12 protein-coding genes and 3 tRNA genes are annotated in these 19,271 nt (G+C 72.8%); 9 read left to right on the top strand and 6 right to left on the bottom strand.

What is annotated here, in order from left to right; all coding sequences use genetic code 11:
- The first annotated feature begins 116 nt into the window (after positions 1-116).
- The 4 genes from IF43_RS0113325 (at position 117) to IF43_RS0113305 (ending at position 6,446) form a co-directional block, all read left to right on the top strand.
- Positions 117-1,427 (top strand): deoxyguanosinetriphosphate triphosphohydrolase, encoded by a 1,311-nt coding sequence (locus IF43_RS0113325; RefSeq protein ID WP_030198927.1) that lies wholly within the window; start codon positions 117-119, stop codon positions 1,425-1,427.
- Positions 1,428-1,633: 206 nt separating this feature from the next.
- Positions 1,634-2,908 (top strand): NAD(P)/FAD-dependent oxidoreductase, encoded by a 1,275-nt coding sequence (locus IF43_RS0113320; protein ID WP_030198924.1) that lies wholly within the window; start codon positions 1,634-1,636, stop codon positions 2,906-2,908.
- Positions 2,909-3,195: 287 nt separating this feature from the next.
- Positions 3,196-5,097: a DNA primase gene (dnaG, locus tag IF43_RS0113310; RefSeq protein ID WP_030198921.1), complete on the top strand. Its 1,902-nt coding sequence runs from the start codon at positions 3,196-3,198 to the stop codon at positions 5,095-5,097.
- A gap of 161 nt (positions 5,098-5,258) precedes the next feature.
- Positions 5,259-6,446: an RNA polymerase sigma factor gene (locus IF43_RS0113305; protein WP_234332136.1), complete on the top strand. Its 1,188-nt coding sequence runs from the start codon at positions 5,259-5,261 to the stop codon at positions 6,444-6,446.
- 210 nt (positions 6,447-6,656) lie between these two features.
- On the opposite strand, the gene IF43_RS0113300 is transcribed toward IF43_RS0113305, so the two are convergent.
- From IF43_RS0113300 to IF43_RS0113285, 4 genes are all read right to left on the bottom strand, one after another.
- On the bottom strand, positions 6,657-8,579 hold the full coding sequence (locus IF43_RS0113300; RefSeq protein ID WP_030198913.1) for an ABC transporter ATP-binding protein: 1,923 nt from the start codon (positions 8,577-8,579) through the stop codon (positions 6,657-6,659).
- The gene (locus IF43_RS0113295; RefSeq protein ID WP_030198911.1) at positions 8,576-10,309 is read right to left on the bottom strand and encodes an ABC transporter ATP-binding protein; all 1,734 of its coding nucleotides are present in this window, start codon (positions 10,307-10,309) and stop codon (positions 8,576-8,578) included. The genes IF43_RS0113300 and IF43_RS0113295 overlap by 4 nt, the downstream gene beginning before the upstream one ends.
- A gap of 198 nt (positions 10,310-10,507) precedes the next feature.
- Entirely contained in the window at positions 10,508-11,944 is a 1,437-nt protein-coding gene (locus IF43_RS0113290) for an FGGY family carbohydrate kinase (protein WP_030198908.1), read from the bottom strand.
- A gap of 81 nt (positions 11,945-12,025) precedes the next feature.
- Complete coding sequence (locus tag IF43_RS0113285) at positions 12,026-12,310, bottom strand: hypothetical protein (RefSeq protein ID WP_030198905.1); 285 nt, start codon at positions 12,308-12,310, stop codon at positions 12,026-12,028.
- 211 nt (positions 12,311-12,521) lie between these two features.
- On the opposite strand from IF43_RS0113285, the gene IF43_RS0113280 reads away from it, so the two are divergent.
- From IF43_RS0113280 to IF43_RS0113270, 3 genes are all read left to right on the top strand, one after another.
- Positions 12,522-12,594, top strand: a tRNA-Asn gene (locus tag IF43_RS0113280).
- A gap of 5 nt (positions 12,595-12,599) precedes the next feature.
- Positions 12,600-12,675, top strand: a tRNA-Asn gene (locus IF43_RS0113275).
- 185 nt (positions 12,676-12,860) lie between these two features.
- A tRNA-Ile gene (locus IF43_RS0113270) sits at positions 12,861-12,934 on the top strand.
- Between the two features lie 351 nt (positions 12,935-13,285).
- Here the strand turns inward: IF43_RS0113270 and IF43_RS0113265 are convergent.
- Positions 13,286-14,464, bottom strand: a complete 1,179-nt coding sequence (locus IF43_RS0113265; RefSeq protein ID WP_051795258.1) for a glutamate--cysteine ligase — start codon at positions 14,462-14,464, stop codon at positions 13,286-13,288.
- Positions 14,465-14,870: 406 nt separating this feature from the next.
- Here IF43_RS0113265 and IF43_RS0113260 point away from each other — a divergent pair, with 406 nt between their 5' ends.
- Positions 14,871-16,127 carry an MFS transporter gene (locus tag IF43_RS0113260; RefSeq protein ID WP_030198894.1) on the top strand — a complete coding sequence of 419 codons (1,257 nt, stop codon included), beginning with the start codon at positions 14,871-14,873 and terminating at the stop codon, positions 16,125-16,127.
- Positions 16,128-16,671: 544 nt separating this feature from the next.
- On the opposite strand, the gene IF43_RS0113255 is transcribed toward IF43_RS0113260, so the two are convergent.
- Positions 16,672-17,130 (bottom strand): hypothetical protein, encoded by a 459-nt coding sequence (locus IF43_RS0113255; protein ID WP_078910131.1) that lies wholly within the window; start codon positions 17,128-17,130, stop codon positions 16,672-16,674.
- A 416-nt stretch (positions 17,131-17,546) separates the two neighbouring features.
- Between IF43_RS0113255 and metG the strand changes: the two genes are divergently transcribed.
- On the top strand, positions 17,547-19,268 hold the full coding sequence (gene metG, locus IF43_RS0113250; RefSeq protein ID WP_030198890.1) for a methionine--tRNA ligase: 1,722 nt from the start codon (positions 17,547-17,549) through the stop codon (positions 19,266-19,268).
- Positions 19,269-19,271: the final 3 nt, after the last annotated feature.

The raw sequence follows: 19,271 nt of genomic DNA, 5'->3' as shown, positions 1-19,271 counted from the left end.
CGGTCGCCCCCGTGCCGGTCCCGCCCCGCCCGCCGCGGCCCACCCGTCCCGGACAGAACTCGGATTGTCGGTCCGCCTGATCCCGGATTGTCGGTCTGTCCGGTTAACGTCGAGGCATGGAAGGCACCGCGCACGACACGTACGACCCCTCCGCCACCGAACGCTGGGCGGCCGAGCCCGACAAGCGCCCCGGCCGCACCGCCTTCCAACGCGACCGGGCGCGCGTGCTGCACTCGGCCGCGCTGCGCCGACTCGCCGGGAAGACCCAGGTCGTCACCCCCGGGAGCAGCTCCCAGGACTGGGACGCCAGCCCCCGCACCCGCCTGACCCACTCCCTCGAGTGCGCCCAGGTCGGCCGCGAGCTCGGCGCCGCCCTCGGCTGCGATCCCGACCTGGTCGAGACCGCCTGCCTCGCCCACGACATGGGCCACCCGCCGTTCGGCCACAACGGCGAGGAGGTGCTCAACGACTTCGCCGCCGACTGCGGCGGGTTCGAGGGCAACGCCCAGTCCCTGCGCCTGCTCGCCCGCCTCGAACCCAAGCGCTTCGTGGCCGACCCGGCCGGCGGCGCCCCCGTCAGCGTCGGCCTCAACCTCACCCGGGCCGCCCTGGACGCCGCCACCAAGTACCCCTGGCCGCGCGGCCGGCACCCCACCGACCCCCACTCGGTCAAGTTCGGCGTCTACGACGACGACCTGCCCGTCTTCGCGTGGCTGCGCCGGGGCGCCCCCGCCGAGCGCAAGTGCTTCGAGGCCCAGGTCATGGACTGGTCCGACGACGTGGCGTACTCCGTCCACGACTTCGAGGACGGCCTGCACGCCGGCCACCTCGACCCCAACCTCCTGTTCGCCGAGCCCGAGCGCCGGGACATCTTCGCCGTCGCCGTCGGCCGGTACGTGCCCGCCGGCACCGACCCCGAGGAGCTGCGCGAGGCCCTCGACCGCCTGATGGAGGAGGACTGGTGGCCGCACGGGTACGACGGCTCCGCCGTGGCCCAGGCCCGCCTGAAGGACGCCACCAGCCAGCTCATCGGCCGGTTCTGCCTGGCCGCAGAGACGGCCACCCGCGAGGCGTACGGGCCCGACCGGCTGACCCGGTACGCGGCCGAGCTCGTGGTCCCGCGCGCCACCCGCAACGAATGCGCCGTCCTCAAGGCCGTGGCCGACCTCTACGTGATGCGGCGCGCCGCGCAGGAGCGGCTGCGCGCCGAGCAGCGCGTCCTGCTGGCCGAGCTCGCCGGGGCGCTGCTGGCCCGGGCACCCGAGGGCCTCGACCCGCAGTTCCGCGCCCTGTTCGACGCGGCCCCCGACGACCGGGCCCGCAAGCGCGCGGTGATCGACCAGATCGCGTCGCTCACCGACGCCTCCGCCCTGTCGCTGCACGCCCGGCTCACGATGCGCCGCGGGGCGGGCGGCCGGGCCGTCTGAAACCGTGCCGACCGGGCAGGAGCGGAGGGGAACGCCCGGACCCGCCCACCCGCCGGACGAAAGTGGCCGAAAAGCCCCCGGCGTGCGGGCGGTCGGCGCATCCTGCCGGGTGGGCTGATCGGGCCACTCCCTCTTCCCGAGCCCGGCTCGGTGCGGGAGGCTCGCAGGAGGCCGCACATGGCGCAGAGGTAATGAGGAGGCATCAGGTGGTCGACGCACACCGGACGTTCGTCATCGTCGGCGGAGGGCTGGCCGGGGCCAAGGCGGCCGAGACTCTCAGGTCCGAGGGCTTCACCGGGCGCGTGATCCTCATCTGCGACGAGCGCGACCATCCCTACGAACGGCCACCGCTGTCCAAGGGCTTCCTCACCGGCAAGGAGGAGCGCGACAGCGTCTTCGTCCACGAGCCCGCCTGGTACGCGCAGGCCGACGTCGAGCTGCACCTCGGCCAGCCGGCCGTCCACATCGACCGGGCCGGCAAGGCCGTCCGGCTCGGCGACGGCACGGTCGTCCACTACGACAAGCTGCTGCTGGCCACCGGCGCCGAACCGCGCCGCCTCGACATCCCCGGCACCGACCTGGCCGGCGTCCACCACCTGCGCCGCCTCGCGCACGCCGAGCGGCTGCGCCGGGTGCTGACGGGCCTCGGCCGCGAGAACGGCCACCTGGTGATCGCCGGTGCGGGCTGGATCGGCCTGGAGGTGGCCGCGGCCGCCCGCGGGTACGGCGCCGAGGTCACCGTCATCGAGCCCCAGCCCACCCCGCTGTACGCCGTCCTCGGCCCCGAGCTGGGCCAGGTCTTCGCCGACCTGCACGCCGAGCACGGCGTGCGGTTCCGGTTCGGCGCGCAGCTCGCGGAGATCGTCGGCCAGGACGGCATGGTGCTGGCCGCCCGGACCGCCGACGGCGACGAGCACCCGGCGCACGCCGTCCTGGCCGCCATCGGCGCCGTCCCGCGCACCGCCCTCGCCGAGGCGGCCGGCCTCGCCCTCGCCGAGCGCGGCCACGGCGGCGGCATCGCGGTCGACGCGGGCCTGCGCACCTCCGACCCCGACATCCACGCGGCCGGCGACGTGGCGGCCGCCCACCACCCGCTGCTCGGGCACCCGCTGCGCGTGGAGCACTGGGCCAACGCCCTCAACGGCGGCCCGGCCGCCGCCCGCGCGATGCTCGGGCAGGACGTCTCGTACGACCGGGTGCCGTACTTCTTCTCCGACCAGTACGACATGGGCATGGAGTACTCCGGGTACGCCCCGCCCGGCTCCTACGACGAGGTGCTGATCCGCGGCGACGCGGCCAAGCGCGAGTTCGTCGCCTTCTGGCTCGCCGGGGGCCGGGTGATCGCGGGCCTGAACATGAACGTGTGGGACGTCGTCGAGCCGATCCAGACCCTGATCAGGACCGGCGCCCGGCCCGACCGCACCGCCCTGGCCGACCCGTCCGTACCGCTGACCTCGCTGGTCCCGCCGACCGAGGGCTAGGCGAGCGCTCGGGAGGACGGCAGAGGCCCGCGGAAGGCCCGGCTGTCCGGCCGGCCGGAGAGCGCCTTCCACCCCTGCACCGGCGGTTCGTCGCCCCCGGCGTCACCGGCGCCCCCGGCGCCCCCGGCGCCCCCGGCGCCCCCGGCGCCCCCGGCGCCCCCGGCGCCCCCGGCGTCACCGCGTCGCGTAGGCCGTCCCGTCCGGATCCGTCCCCGCCCGCGCCGGGAAGGATCCGGACGGGTGCCACCGCTGCGGGGATCGTCCGACCCCGGCCGTAGACTTCACGCGTGGCAGGCAGGATCAACGACGACGACGTGAAGGCGGTCCGGGACGCGGTCCCGATCGACGCCGTGGTGTCCGAGTACCTCCAGCTGCGCAACGCCGGCGGCGGCAACCTCAAGGGCCTGTGCCCCTTCCACGACGAGAAGTCCCCCTCCTTCCAGGTCAGCCCGAGCAAGGGCCTCTACCACTGCTTCGGCTGCCAGGCGGGTGGCGACACCCTCGACTTCGTCATGAAGATCGACCACCTCTCCTTCGCGGAGGCGGTCGAGCGGCTCGCCGGCCTCGCCGGCATCACCCTGCGCTACGAGGAGGGCGGCTACACCCCCGGCCAGAGCGGGCGCGGCGAGCGCATCCGGCTGGTCGAGGCGCACAAGGCCGCCGCCCAGTACTACGTCGAGCAGCTGGAGAGCCCCGAGGCGGAGATCGCCCGCCGCTTCCTCGCCGAGCGCGGCTTCGACCAGGCCGCGGCGGCCCACTTCGGCGTCGGCTACAGCCCGGCCGGCTGGGACCACCTCACCCGCTTCCTGCGCGGCCGCGGCTTCTCCGACAAGGAGGTGCTGCTCTCCGGACTGGCCCAGGACAGCCGCAGCGGCAAGCCCATCGACCGCTTCCGCGGCCGCCTGATGTGGCCCATCCGCGACATCAGCGGCGAGGTCGTCGGCTTCGGCGCGCGCAAGCTGCGCGAGGACGACAACGGCCCGAAGTACCTCAACACCCCCGAAACGGCGATCTACAAGAAGTCCCAGGTGCTGTACGGCATCGACCTGGCCAAGAAGGAGATCGCCAAGACCTCCCGGGCCGTGGTCGTCGAGGGCTACACCGACGTCATGGCCTGCCACCTGGCCGGGGTGACCACCGCGATCGCCACCTGCGGCACCGCCTTCGGCGGCGAGCACATCAAGATCCTCCGCCGCCTCCTGATGGACAACGCGAGCGCCGAGGTGGTCTTCACCTTCGACGGCGACGCGGCCGGCCAGAAGGCCGCCCTGCGGGCCTTCGAGGACGACCAGAAGTTCGCCGCCGAGACCTCCATCGCCATCACCCCGGGCGGCATGGACCCGTGCGAGCTGCGCCTCGCCGAGGGCGACACGGCCGTCAGCGCCCTCGTGGAGTCCCGTACCCCGCTCTTCGAGTTCGCCCTCCGGCACATCGTGCAGCGGCACAACCTGGAGACTCCGGCCGGCCGGGCCGCGGCCCTGGACGAGGCCGCCCCGGTCGTCGCGAACATCAAGAACATCGCCATCCAGCACGAGTCCGCGGTCCAGCTCGCCGGCATGCTCGGCATCCTCGACACCCAGTTCGTGGTCAAGCGGGTCGCCCAGCTGGCCCGCTGGGCGCGCGAGCGCGGCACGAAGCCGCAGTCCGCCCCGCGGAACGCGCAGGCCGCGTACGAGAACGTGCCCGCGCCGGCCGTACGCACCCCGGGACCCGCGCTGAACCTGCGCAACCCGGTCCACCTGACCGAGCGCGAACTGCTCAAACTCGCCCTCCAGCGGCCGGAGCTGGTCTCGCCGACCTTCGACGCGTACGGGGTCGACGAGTTCACGGCCCCGCCCTACGCGACCGTCCGCCAGGCCATCTCCGACGCGGGCGGCGCCGCCCAGGGCGGGGACGACTACCTCGCGAAGGTCCGCGACGCCGCGCCCGACGACACCGTCCGCGCCCTGGTCACCGAGCTGGCCGTGGAGGCCATCCGCGCCAAGACCGTGGACGAGACCTACGCGGGCATCCAGCTCGTCCAGGTCCGGCTGCGCGCGGTCGACCGCCGCATCCACGAGGTCCAGGGCTCGATGGCCCGCATGGGCGGCCACGCCCCGCCGGACCGGATCGCGGCGGTGGAGCAGGAGCTGTGGGTCCTCCAGCAGTACCGCCAGTCCCTGCGCAACAACGGCGCCGCGGCGCTCTGAAGGGCCCCTCCGCGGCCGGACATGCGTGCGATCTGCTTCGCCCACTCCGGCGGGGGGTAACCATCCGGTCACGCACCGGACTCAAAAAGTGCTCGCACGCCCCTCGTGGCGGTGATGTGTCGTACCCCACACTGAGTCGCGGTGCCTGAGGATTCGGAGCCGTGGAGGTCGCCCCCGTGCAGACCCAGACCCTGAGTGAAGCCGTGTCCCCGCAGAGCCGGGCCGAGGAGCACCACGAAGCGGGTCCCGGGACGCCGGGCGACGAGCCCGGCGCAGCGGTGTACGACGAGGCGGGCGAGCCGGACGGACCCGGCGGTGCCGAGGAGCCGGGCGGGCCCGACGGGCCGGCCGGAAGCGGGGCTCTCGACGGACCCGACGCACCCTACGGCGAGGCCGCCCTCCCCGTGCAGCGCGCCAGTGGCGGCGGTGACGGCAGCGGGCCCGGCTCGGACCTGTTCCGCCAGTACCTGCGCGAAATAGGCCGGATACCCCTGCTCACCGCCGAGGAGGAGGTGGAGCTCGCGCGCCGCGTCGAGGCGGGCCTGTTCGCCGAGGAGAAGCTCGGCAGCACCCCCGACCTCGACAGCCAGCTCGCCCACGACCTCGACCGGCTGGTCGTCATGGGCCGGATGGCCAAGCGCCGCCTCATCGAGGCCAACCTGCGGCTGGTGGTCTCCGTCGCCAAACGGTACGTGGGCCGCGGCCTGACCATGCTCGACCTGGTCCAGGAGGGCAACCTGGGCCTGATCCGGGCCGTGGAGAAGTTCGACTACGCCCGCGGCTTCAAGTTCTCCACCTACGCCACCTGGTGGATCCGGCAGGCCATGTCCCGCGCCCTCGCCGACCAGGCCCGCACCATACGCGTCCCCGTCCACGTCGTGGAGCTGATCAACCGCGTCATCCGCGTGCAGCGCCGGATGCTCCAGGAGCGCGGCTACGAGCCCACCGCCGAGGAGGTCGCCGGCCACCTGGAACTGCCTCCCGAGCGGGTCAGCGAGGTGCTCCGGCTCGCCCAGGAACCGGTGTCCCTGCACGCGCCCGTCGGCGAGGAGGACGACGTCGCCCTCGGCGACCTCATCGAGGACGGGGACGCCGCCTCGCCCGTGGAGTCCGCCGCCTTCTTCCTGCTGCGCGAGCACCTGGAGGCGGTGCTGTCCACCCTCGGCGAGCGCGAGCGCAAGGTCGTCCAACTGCGGTACGGGTTGATGGACGGGCGGCCGCGCACCCTGGAGGAGATCGGCCGCATCTTCGGCGTGACGCGCGAGCGGATCCGCCAGATCGAGTCCAAGACCCTCAACAAGCTCCGCGACCACGCCTTCGCCGACCAGCTGCGCGGCTACCTCGACTGACGGGACACGACCACCCGAACAGGGCCACCGCGAAGGCGACCACCCGAACACGGCCACCGCGAAGGCGACCACCCGAACACGGCCACCGCGAAGGCGACCGCCCGAAGGCGGCCACGGCCACCGGGACACGACCGACGGAACGCGAAGGGCCGCGGCACCGGCCTCCCTCCCGGGGAGTCCGCGCCGCGGCCCTCCTGCCTGCCGCCCGGCTCAGTCGACCTCGGCGACCGCCTGCGCGAACTGGGCCGCGTACAGGCGCGCGTACGCGCCGTCCGCCGCCAGCAGCTCCTCGTGCGTGCCCTGCTCCACGATCGCGCCGCTCTCCATCACCAGGATCACGTCCGCGTCGCGGATCGTGGACAGCCGGTGCGCGATCACGAACGAGGTCCGGCCGGCCGCCAGCCGCGCCATGGCTTTCTGGATGAGCACTTCGGTACGGGTGTCGACGGAGCTCGTCGCCTCGTCCAGCACCAGGATCACCGGGTCCGACAGGAACGCCCGGGCGATCGTGACGAGCTGCTTCTCGCCCGCGCTCACGCCCTGGCCCTCGTCGTCCAGCACCGTGTCGTAGCCGTCCGGCAGGGTCCGGATGAACCGGTCGGCGTGCGCGGCCCGCGCCGCCGCCTCGATCTCGGCCCGGGTCACCTCGCGCGCGGCGCCGTACGCGATGTTCTCCGCGATCGTGCCGCCGAACAGCCAGGTGTCCTGGAGCACCATGCCGATGCCCGAACGCAGCTCCTCGCGCGTCATCTTCGCGATGTCCACCCCGTCGAGCGCGATCCGCCCGCCGGTCACCTCGTAGAACCGCATGAGCAGGTTGACCAGCGTGGTCTTGCCGGCGCCGGTCGGACCCACGATCGCGACCGTGTTGCCCGGCTCGACGGCCAGCGACAGGTCCTCGATCAGCGGCTTGTCCGCGTCGTACCGGAACGCCACCTTCTCGAACGTGACCTGCCCGCGCAGCTCCTCGGGCCGCTCCGGCACCGCCGGCTCCGCCTCCTGCTCGGGCGCGTCCAGCAGCTCGTACACCCGCTCCGCGGAGGCCACGCCGGACTGCACCAGGTTCGCCATCGACGCCACCTGCGTCAGCGGCATCGAGAACTGGCGCGAGTACTGGATGAAGGCCTGCACGTCGCCGATCGACAGGGTGCCGGAGGCCACGCGCAGGCCGCCGACCACCGCCACCAGCACGTAGTTGATGTTCGAGATGAAGAGCATCACCGGCTGCATCAGGCCGCTGACGAACTGCGCCCTGAACGTGGCCCTGTACAGCGCCTCGTTCTGCTCGGCGAAGAGGTCCGCGGACTCCTTCTGGCGACCGAAGACCTTCACCAGCGTGTGGCCCGAGTACATCTCCTCCACGTGCGCGTTCAGCGCGCCCGTGGACTTCCACTGCGCCACGAACTGCGGCTGCGACCGCTTGCCGATCTTCGTCGCGACCACCACCGACAGCGGCACGGTCACCAGCGCGACCAGCGCCAGCAGCGGCGAGATCCAGAACATCATCACCAGCACGCCGACGATCGTCAGCAGGGAGTTCAGCAGCTGCCCCATGGTCTGCTGGAGCGTCTGCCCGATGTTGTCGATGTCGTTCGTCGCCCGGCTCAGCACCTCGCCGCGCTTCTGCTGGTCGAAGTACGACAGCGGCAGCCGCGACAGCTTCGCCTGCAGCTCCTCGCGCAGCCGGAAGACCATGCCGTTCATCACGCGGTTCGACAGCCGCGTGGCGACCAGCATCAGCAGGGCCGCCGCCGCGAACACCGCCAGCGCCAGCAGTGCGACCCGGCCCACCGCGGCGAAGTCGATGCCCTGCCCCGGGGTGAAGTCGGTGCCCGCCAGCATGTCGGCCGTGCCGCCCTGGCCCCGTGCGCGCAGGCCCTCCAGGGCCTGCTCCTTGGTGAGCCCGGCCGGCATCCTGCGGCCCACGATGCCCGCGAAGACCAGGTCGGTGGCCTGCCCGAGGATCTTCGGGCCGAGGACGCTGGCCGCGACGCTGCCCACGACCGCGGCGACCATGCCCCACAGCCGGGGCCGGTCCGCGGCCAGCTGCCCCAGCAGCCGCTTCCCGGACCCCTTGAAGTCCATGGACCGCTGGGTCGGTCCCATCATCATCCGTCCGCCGGGCCCGCTCATGCGGCTTCCGCCTCCGTCAGCTGGGAGAGGACGATCTCCCGGTAGGTCTCGTTGTCCGCCATCAGCTCGTGGTGGCGGCCGACGCCCACGACCCGGCCCTCGTCCAGGACCACGATCCGGTCGGCGTCGCGGATGGTCGACACGCGCTGGGCGACGATGACGACCGTCGCGTCCTCGGTCTCCCGGGACAGCGCCGAGCGCAGCGCCGCGTCGGTCGCGTAGTCCAGGGCCGAGAACGAGTCGTCGAACAGGTAGATCTCGGGGCGCTGGACGAGCGTGCGGGCGATCGCCAGGCGCTGGCGCTGGCCGCCGGAGACGTTCGTGCCGCCCTGGGTGATCGGCGCGTTCAGGCCGCCCTCCAGCGCGGAGACGAACTCCTTCGCCTGGGCCACCTCCAGAGCCCGCCACAGGTCCTCGTCGGTCGCGTCGGGGCGCCCGTACCTCAGGTTCGTCGCCACGGTCCCGGAGAACAGGTACGGCTTCTGCGGCACCAGGCCGACCGTGCGGGCCAGCAGCGCCTCGTCGATGCGGCGCACGTCCGCCCCGTTGACCAGCACCTCGCCGCCGGTCACGTCGAACAGCCGGGGCACGAGCCCGAGCAGGGTCGACTTGCCGCTGCCCGTGGAGCCGATGACGGCGGTGGTCTCGCCCGGGCGGGCCACCAGGTCCACGCCGTGGAGTACGGGCGCCTCGGCGCCGGGGTAGCGGAAGTCGGTGCCGCGCAGCTCCAGCGAGCCGCGGCCGGCCAGCTCGCGCACCGGCGCGGCCGGCGGCGTGAGCGAGGACTCGGTGCCGAGCACCTCCTGGATCCGCTCGGCGCAGACCTCGGCGCGCGGCACCATCATGAACATGAAGGTGGCCATCATCACGGACATCACGATCTGCATCAGGTAGGCGAGGAACGCGGTCAGCGCACCGATCTCCATGCCACCGCTGTCGATGCGGATCGCGCCGAACCAGATGACCGCCACGCTCGAGACGTTGATGACCACGAGCACGGTCGGGAACATCAGCGCCATCAGGCGCCCGGCGGACAGCGAGACCTCGGTCAGCTCCGTGTTGGACCGGCCGAAACGCTTCTGCTCGTACGCGTCGCGGGTGAAGGCGCGGATCACGCGGTTGCCGGAGATCTGCTCGCGCAGCACCCGGTTCACGGTGTCGAGGCGGGTCTGCATCGACCGGAACAGCGGCCGCGTCTTCCAGACGATCGCCCCCACGGCCAGGCCCAGCACCGGGACCACCGCGACGAGGACCAGCGAGAGCTGCAGGTCCAGGGAGAGCGCCATGATGATGCCGCCCACGCACATGATCGGCGCGGACACCATCAGGGTGAAGGCCATCAGCGCCAGCATCTGGACCTGCTGGACGTCGTTCGTCGTCCGGGTGATCAGCGAGGGCGCCCCGAACTGGCCGAGTTCGCGCGCGGAGAAGCTCTGCACGCGCGCGAAGACGGCGGCCCGGACGTCCCGGCCCAGGGATGCCGCGGTGCGCGCGCCGAAGTACACCGCGCCGATGTTGCACACCAGCTGGACGAGGCTGATCCCCAGCATGAGGGCGCCGAAGGTCAGGATGTAGCCGGTGTCCCCGTTGACGACACCGTTGTCGATGATGTCGGCGTTGAGGGTCGGCAGGTACAGGGTCGCGCTGGTCTGCAGGAGCGTGAGCAGCACCAGCAGGGCGATGGGTTTCCGGTACGGGCCGAGGTGGGTCCGTAGAAGTCTTATGAGCACGCGCAGGCTCCGGGTCGCAAGATCGGGGGGGTCGACCCATCATCTTGCGTCACCGCATGGGGTGATCCCCACCGGTTTTCGTAAAAGCGCTTCAAAAGCCGGAGGTCGGTCGCCGATGGTCCTAGGACCCGCCGCAACCGACCTCCACCGCCACCCGCCGGCGTCCGCCGGCGTCCGCAGGCGCCCTTCCCGGGCGCCTCAGAAGGCGCCGGGGTGGACCTGCTCCCGCGTGGCGACGTACTGCTGGCGCACCGCCCGGCCGGCCGCGAGATCGTCGCCCGGCTCGAAGACCTGCGCCACGGCGCCCTGCCAGGCCGGCGGGGTGTGCGGGGCGAGCGTGCCCTGCTGGACCCCCAGGGCCCAGGCGGCCTGCCGGGCCGCGCCCAGCGCCGCGTAGTCGGCCGGCTGCGGGACGACGACCTGCGTGCCGAACAGCGCCGGGGCCGCCGCCTGCACGGCGGGCAGCTCGGCGGCCGCACCCAGCAGGAAGATCCGCCGGATCTCGGCACCGCGGCCGCGCAGCACGTCCAGCGCGTCCGCGAGCCCGCACAGCATGCCCTCGAACGCCGCCCGCGCCAGGTGCTCGGGCTTCATCGAGTCGCGGCGCAGGCCGGTGAGGGTGCCGGCGGCGTTCGGCAGCGCGGGGGTCCGCTCGCCCTCCAGGTAGGGCAGCAGCACCAGGCCGTGGGCGCCGGGGGTGGACTTCAGGGCCAGGTCGTTCAGGCCTTCGAGGTCGGTGCCGAGGAGCTCGGCGGTGCCGCGCAGGGTCCGTACCGCGTTCGACGTGTACACGACCGGAAGGTGCATGCCGGCGGCGTCGGCGAGGGAGGTGATCAGGCCGTTCGGCTCGGACAGGGCCTCGTGGTGGACCGCCATCACCGACCCGGAGGCGCCCAGGGAGACCACGGCGTCGCCCGGGCCCAGCCCGAGGCCGAGCGCGGCCGCCTGGGTCTCGCCCGTGCCGGCGGAGATCAGCAGCCCCTCGGGCGTGGTGCCCGCGGCGTCGGCCGGGCCCAGCACCTCGGGCAGCGCGGCGCCGTGGCCCAGCGCCAGCTCGACGAGGTCCGGGCGCCAGGATCCGGTTGCCGCCGACCAGTAGCCGGTGCCGGAGGCCGCGCCGCGGTCGGTGGTGCGGCGGGCGGGGCGGCCCAGCAGCTGCCAGACCAGCCAGTCGTGCGGCTGCATGAGCGCGGCGGTGCGGCGGGCGGCCTCGGGCTCGTTCTTCGCCAGCCAGCGCAGCTTCGCGACCGGCTGGGCGGACTGCGGTACGCAGCCCACCGCCTCGGCCCAGGCCTGCCGGCCGCCGAGCTCGTCGATCAGCTCGGCCGCGGCCACCTGGGCGCGCTTGCTGCCCAGCAGCGCGGGGCGCACCAGGGCGCCCTGCGCGTCGAGCGGGAGCAGGCCGTGCTGCTGGGCGGAGACGCCGATCGCCTGGACGCCCTCCAGCAGCCCGCCCCCGGCCGCCTCGCCCAGCGAGAGCAGCCAGGACTGCGGGTCGGTCTCGGTCGGCTTCGCCTCGCCCGCGGGCTGCGGATGGGCCGCGTACCCCTGGCGCAGTACGGCACCGGTGTCGGTGTCGCAGACGACGATGCGAGTGAAGGCGGAAGAGCTGTCCAGCCCGGCGACTATCCCCATGGGAACGATTCTGCCGCACATGCGGCCAGGTCACGGGACGGGCGGGCGCCGGGCGAACGGCGCGTGGCGTACGGGCGTCCCTCAGGTGTTGCTGGTGCCCCAGTCGTCCTCCGCGGAGGCGGAGCCCTTCCCGTTGCCCATGACCCGGTGCAGGCGCTCGGGCAGGTGGTCGCCCACCGCCACGAACGCCTTGCCCGCGTACTGCCGCCCGTGCTGCGCGGCCGACTCGGCGGCGTTGCGCACCGCCGGGTTCTGGGCGACCCGGTTGGCGGACTTCTTCAGCTGCTCGTAGCGCTCCCGCCCGGCGGCCGTGCCCAGGACGTAACCGATGGCCAGTCCGGCGAAGAACGTGATCCTGTAGCGCATCCCTGCCACCCTTCTGCATCGCTCTGCGTCGCGGTGCCGCGTCGCTGTCTGCCTGCTGCGTCGGTGCCTTGCCGGCCGCCTGGGGGGCCGGGAGCACCCGGGGCGATACCGATTGGCGGAGCACCCCCCTGCTTGCGCTAATGTATGTCTCGCAACGGGCGGTCGCCCCCTGGCAAGGCCGGTGGTGAGACTGTTCGGTGCAACGCAGCAATCCCCTGTAGCTCAATTGGCAGAGCAGCCGGCTGTTAACCGGCAGGTTACTGGTTCGAGTCCAGTCGGGGGAGCGCGATCCCCTGTAGCTCAATTGGCAGAGCATTCGGCTGTTAACCGGAGGGTTGCTGGTTCGAGTCCAGCCGGGGGAGCCAGACGAGAGAGGACCCCAGGTGGGTCCTCTTTCGCGTGTTCGCGGGCGTCATCGGGAACCGGGCAGCGTGCGGCGCGGTCTCCATGAACGAGCGAAGCCGATCACGCGAGGCATCCGGAGCAGGAGATCGTATGAGCGGCTATGCTGCGGCAGACGGCGCGCACAAATGTGCGCGACGCGCCGTTGGGGGCGGTAGCTCAGCCGGTTAGAGCAGCGGACTCATAATCCGTCGGCCGTGGGTTCGAGTCCCACCCGCCCCACCGCAGGGCTGGCACGCAGAAACGATGCGACCAGCCCACTCGGTGCCCCGCCCGGAGTTGACGGGCCGGGCACCTTTTTGTTTCCGGGGCACCGTGCCCGAAGGCGTGGTGTGATGGCGGTCACGGCGGTTCGCCGAAGCGCTCTGCGTCCTGGACGACCGCCGGTACCTGACGGAGTTCGTCGGCTTCCTCGCCGGGCTGGGCCGGCTCGCCGAGCTGGAGGGAACGGACGACGCCGGGCTGCGCGCGTACCTGGCACGGCGCTGACCGGCGCTGCCGCGGCCGCAGGCGCGGGGGTGGTGCACCTGCGGCTTCGGCGGGGCAGCTCTGGGGCCGGGCCGGGTCGGGGCGTCAGACGGACTCGGTGGCGTCCGCCAGGTGGTGGAGGACGTCCGAGAGGTTCTCGCGGCGGGCGAAGATCGCGCGTTGGCGATGCGCGCCCGAGCCGTCGCGGAACAGGGCTGTCAGGGTGGCCGACGTGTGCTCCAGGTCGCCGGCCGCCGCGAGTTCGGGGGCCAGCAGGTCCAGCAGGGTCTCGGCGAGGGTGGCCGCCGGGAGCTCCGTACCGGTGAACGGGTCGATCGCGTAGCCCTCCAGGCCGTCGTGCGCGGCGCGCCAGCGGGCCAGGCGCAGCACGTCGTCGGAGACCTGCGGGGCCGGTTCGCCGGCCGCCAGGGCGTGCAGCGAGGCGGCGACCAGGGCGCGTCCGAGCGCCGCCTGGAGCACCGCCACGTCCAGCTCCGGGGACATGTCGGGCGCCCGGATCTCGAGCGTCGGCCACGTCCCCGAGGGCCGCATGTCCCAATAGACCATCTTCGTGTCGAGCGCGGCGCCGGAGGTGAGCAGCAGCTCGACCGCGTTCCGGTAGTGCGCGGTCGACGCGAAGTGCGGCGGCAGCCCGGCGGACGGCCAGGTGCCCCACGCCATCGCGCGCCAGCTGGCGTGCCCGGTGTCCCGGCCGTTCCAGAAGGGCGAGTTGGCCCCGATGGCGATGAGGGTCGGCAGCCAGGGCCGCACCCGGTTGGCCACGGCCACCGCGGTGTCCGTGTCGAGGGTGCCGACGTGCACGTGCCGCCCGCAGCCCACGAGGTTGTCGGTCAGGGCGCCGAACCGCCGGAACTGCTCGCGCTGGCGCGGTTCGTCGTCGTTCAGGTGCGGTGGCGTCCGGACCGGCAGGACGGGTGAGGGGCTGGCCAGCAGCCGGCAGCCCTGGGCCCGCGCCTCCTTGGCCAGCATGCGGCGCAGCGCGGCCAGCTCGTCGCGCAGCCGGTCGGCCGTGTCGGCCACCGGAGTCGCGATCTCCACCTGGTAGCGGGTGCCCTCCGCGTGCACCTGCGGCCGGGTGGCGACGGCCGACAGCACCTGCGGGGCGGCCGGGACGACCCGCCACGTACGAGCGTCGACCAGCAGGAACTCCTCCTCGACTCCGAGGGTGAGCAGGGGTCCCGGAACGGTGCCCCGGTCGCCGTCGTCCGGCGCGGGGGACCACGTGCGCGATGTGCCCGAAGTGCTCTTGCCAGGTTCGATCACTACGCCTCCCCGGACATACGAGTCGCCTTCATGGTGGGCCGACCCGCGGGGGCGTGGCGAACGTCCTTTCGGTCAATCGCGGGTGAACGGGCCGGGCGTGGCGGGTACTCGCCCCTGCCCGGCGCCCCCGTGGGGCGCCCGGGGCACGGGTGTCCGGCAGTGCCTGGGCAGGTGCGGCCGCGGGGCGCCGCGTGCCGCCCCGTGCCACCGTGCGCGGCCCCGTGCCGCGGCGTGCCGCCGCGTGCGCCCGCCGGTCCCGCGCGCCGCGGGGATCCGGGGGCGGGCGGTGGTATCCGGCCGTGTCCGCCAGACGAAATCCGTGGTCGGTACAACGAGAAACGATTTAGCATCCCGTGTGACCCGAACAGCCTCGCAAGCGCAGCACGAGCAACCGGACCGGGAGGGCGTGGCCCCCGGTGATCCCCCTGCCAAACGGCGGATCTTCGCGGACCTGACCCCGCTGCGGATCTCCGCCGACTACCGGCGGCTGTGGTTCGGCAGCACCATCTCCTGGCTCGGTCAGGCCATGACCGCCCTCGCGATCTCCCTCCAGGTCTACGACATCACCGGCTCCAGCTTCTCGGTGGGCCTCGTGGGGGTGTTCTCGCTCGTACCCCTCGTCCTCTTCGGCCTGTACGGCGGTGCCATCGCGGACACCGTCGACCGCCGCAAGCTCGGTCTCTACAGCTCGGTCGGCGCGTGCCTGCTGTCGGTGGCGCTGGCGGCGGCGGCCTTCGCCGGCTACCACCGGGTCTGGTTCCTGTACGCCGTCGTGGCCCTCCAGGCCGTCTGCTTCGCGCTGAACTCGCCGGCCCGCTCGGCCATGATCCCCAAGCTGCTGCCGGCCGAGCACCTGCCCGCCGCCAACGCCCTGACCTCCATGACCAACACCTCCGGCGCGATGGTCGGCCCCATGCTGGGCGGGTTCTTCGTCGGGCTGTGGGGCTACCAGGCGGCGTACCTGATCGACGTGGTCACCTTCGGCGCCGCGCTGTACGCGATGTGGCGGCTGCCGGCGATGCGTCCCGAGCGGGACGAGGGCAAGCGGGGGCGGGCCCCGGTGGTGGACGGGTTCAGGTTCCTGGCCACCACGCCGAACGTCCGCATGACGTTCTTCACCGACATGTGCGCGATGGTGCTCGCCCATCCGCGGGCGCTGTTCCCGGCGGTGGCGGGGCTGTGGTTCGGCGGCGACGCGAAGACGGTCGGCCTGCTGGTGGCGGCCCCGGCCGTGGGGGCGCTGCTGGGCGGGCTCTTCTCGGGCTGGCTCGGCCGGATCCGCCGGCACGGGCTGGCGGTACTCCTGTCCGTGGCCTCCTGGGGGACGGCGGTCGCCGTCTTCGGCCTGACCCGCAACCTGTGGCTCGGGTTGCTCTTCCTCGCCCTGGCCGGAGCCTCGGACACGGTATCGATGATCTTCCGCACGACGATGCTGCAGACAGCGACGCCGGACGACATGCGGGGGCGGCTCCAGGGCGTCTTCATCGTGGTGGTCGCGGGCGGCCCGCGGGCCGGCGACTTCCTCGCCGGTACCGTCGCCGACCTGACCTCCCCGGCCCTCGCCATCACCGGCGGCGGCCTCGCCTGCGTCGCCGCCGTAGCCCTCCTGGCCCTCCGCTGGCCCGCCTTCGCCCGCTACGACTCCCGCACCCCGACCCCGTGACCCCACCGGGCCCGGATCCGGCTCCCCTGCTCCGGATCCCTTGGGGCCGGATTCCTTGGGCCGGATCCCTTGCTCCGGGTTCCTTGATCCGCCCCGGTTCGCCCCTGTCCGGGGCCGGGCCCGTCGACCCGACCGGGCCGGTCCGGGCTCGCCTTCCCGTCGGAGGCGGCCCCTGACCGGCCCGGCCCAGGACGGATCCTTGGACGCCGCCCGGGTCGGCGCTGCTCCCGGCCGGGGTCAGCCGTCGCAGACGGCGGCGCGCCCGAGCGGGGGCGCGGGGGCAGCCCCGACCCGGGCCGACCCGGGCCGGTCGTACGGCTAGCCGCTCGTATGCCGAGACGCCCAGGCGCGCCAGGACCAGCGGGCCATCGCCCCCACCCCCAGCGCCACGAGGACGGCCCCCCAGTCGATGACGTGCGGCAGCCCGGGCCAGTACCCGAAGAACGCGAGGGTGACTACTACACCGCCGACGAAGGCCGCGATTCCTCCCGGCGCACCCGCGCGGCCGCCGCCACCGACGGTTCCTGCTCGTCCATGCCGCCCCTCACCTGGTGATGCTGTGGCACTGACTGACCCGCCGCACCCCGTTCACATGCAGGTGCGCGCAGGCCTTTCCGTAACGGGGCAAAGTCTGGGGAGCGTTGTTCCGCATCGGGTGGATCTCGCACTCGTTGTGCGTGGCGCCGCGCGAGGTGCGGTACGTCCGGTTCTCGGTGTCGGCGTACGTGAAGTCGATCCGCCAGTTGCAGAAGCCGGTGCTCAGCGCCCCCAGGAAGGCGCAGTCCACTCCTGCGTTCTGGTACGTGATCCGCTTGCCCTCGCCCCGGATGGCGTGCGTGAACATGCAGCCGGTGGGGATCTTCACCGTCGCCCCGCCCACGCTGTACTCGAAGCTCTGTACAGGCGTCGAGCCGATGGCGCCGGCGGCGGCCTGCGTGGCGCCCGCCAGCGTCAGGCCGCAGGCCGCGGCGGGGGCCGTTCCGAAGCGTAAGACGCGTCGCATGGTCATGTTCCGACCTTCCGATGAGCAGTTCCTGTCCCTTTGACGACCGGGTCGTGCCGCGGTCGGTTATCGGTGCGCAGGCAGGTCGGCCCGACCCGGTGATCCGGGGGAGGCTGTTGACCACGGGGCGCTCGTGGTGGGGCGGGATGCGCCCGGGCGGGGGGTTGCGTGGGCCGCGGGCGGGGGCTCGTCGGGGGCTCGGCCCGGGGGGCTCGGGTGGAGAGTGCAGGGGGTCGGTGTCCGAGGGGGGAAACGGATCGCGGGGGAGGGGGTGCTGTTCGCTACGATGAACGGCGGTCCGCAGTCCCCGGCCCGTCACCGTGAGCGACGGGCGGGAGACCGGCTGCGGCCTCATCGAACTTGGCCCGCCGTGGCACCGCCATCGGCGCCGAACGTACGAAATGGAGCATCCAAGGATGGCTCGACACCTGGTAACCAGCGCGCTTCCCTACATCAACGGGATCAAGCACCTGGGCAACATGGTCGGGTCCATGCTCCCGGCGGACGTGTACGCCCGGTACCTGCGCCAGACCGGCCACGACGTCCTCTACATCTGCGCGACGGACGAGCACGGCACCCCGGCCGAGCTCGCCGCCAAGGAGGCCGGCCTGTCCGTGGCCGAGTTCTGCGCGCAGGCGCACGACGCCCAGAAGGCGATCTACGACGGCTTCGAGCTGTCCTTCGACCACTTCGGCCGCAGCTCCTCGCAGCAGAACCGCGAGATCACCCAGCACTTCGCCCGCCAGCTGCACGCCAACGGGTTCATCGAGGAGCGGGCGATCCGCCAGGTCTACTCGCCGGTCGACGGCCGCTTCCTGCCGGACCGCTACGTCGAGGGCACCTGCCCCCACTGCGGCTACGACAAGGCCCGCGGCGACCAGTGCGAGAACTGCACCCGCGTGCTCGACCCGACCGACCTGATCGACCCGCGCAGCGCCATCAGCGGGTCGACCGACCTCGAGGTCCGGGAGACCAAGCACCTCTTCCTCCTGCAGTCCAAGCTGCAGCACGAGGTCGAGGAGTGGGTCTCCCGCCACGAGGACCAGTGGCCGCAGCTGTCCTCCTCCATCGCCCGCAAGTGGCTGACCGAGGGCCTGCACGACCGCGCGATCACCCGCGACCTCGACTGGGGCGTCCCGGTCCCGGCCGACACCTGGCCGGAGCTCGCCGCCGAGGGCAAGGTCTTCTACGTCTGGTTCGACGCGCCCATCGAGTACATCGGCGCGACGAAGGAGTGGGCCGACGCCGCCGCCGACGGCGAGACCCGCGACTGGAAGTCCTGGTGGTACGAGGCCGACGACGCGGTCCGCTACACCCAGTTCATGGCCAAGGACAACGTCCCGTTCCACACCGTCATGTTCCCGGCCACCGAGCTGGGCGTGCGCGAGCCGTGGAAGAAGGTCGACGTCGTCAAGGGCTTCAACTGGCTGACGTACTACGGCGGCAAGTTCTCCACCTCCCAGAAGCGCGGCGTCTTCACCGACCAGGCGCTGGAGACCCTTCCCGCCGACTACTGGCGCTACTTCCTGATCGCCAACGCCCCCGAGTCCGACGACTCGTCCTTCACGTGGGAGCACTTCACCGCCACGGTCAACAAGGACCTCGCCGACACGCTGGGCAACTTCGTCAACCGCGTGCTGTCCTTCTCCCGCAAGCGGTTCGGCGACGAGGTCCCGGCCGGCAACCCCGCCGGCGAGGCCGAGGCGCGCCTGGGCGAGGAGATCGCCCGCCTGCTCGCCGAGTACGAGGAGCACATGGACGCGCTCCAGTTCCGCAAGGCCGCGGCCGCGCTGCGCGCGCTGTGGTCGGCGGGCAACTCGTACCTGGAGGAGAAGGCCCCCTGGCTGGAGATCAAGACCGACCAGGAGGGGGCGGCCCTGACCCTGCGCACGGCGATGAACCTCATCCACCTGTACGCGGTGGTCTCCGAGCCGTTCATCCCGGCGACGGCCGCCGCCATGCGCGGTGCCTTCACGCTGGCGGACGACACCGCGAGCTGGGTCACGGCCGAGCAGGCCAAGGCCCTGGACGCGGTGCCGGCGGGCACGCCGTTCACGGTTCCGCCGGTGCTCTTCGCGAAGATCGCCGACGAGGACCTGGAGGGCTACCGCACCCGGTTCGGCGGGTCGGAGGGCTGATCC

Origin of the sequence: Streptomyces sp. NRRL S-87 (assembly GCF_000719335.1) — a bacterium.
Lineage (GTDB): Bacteria > Actinomycetota > Actinomycetes > Streptomycetales > Streptomycetaceae > Streptomyces.
This window is presented reverse-complemented; position numbering and strand designations above follow the sequence as displayed.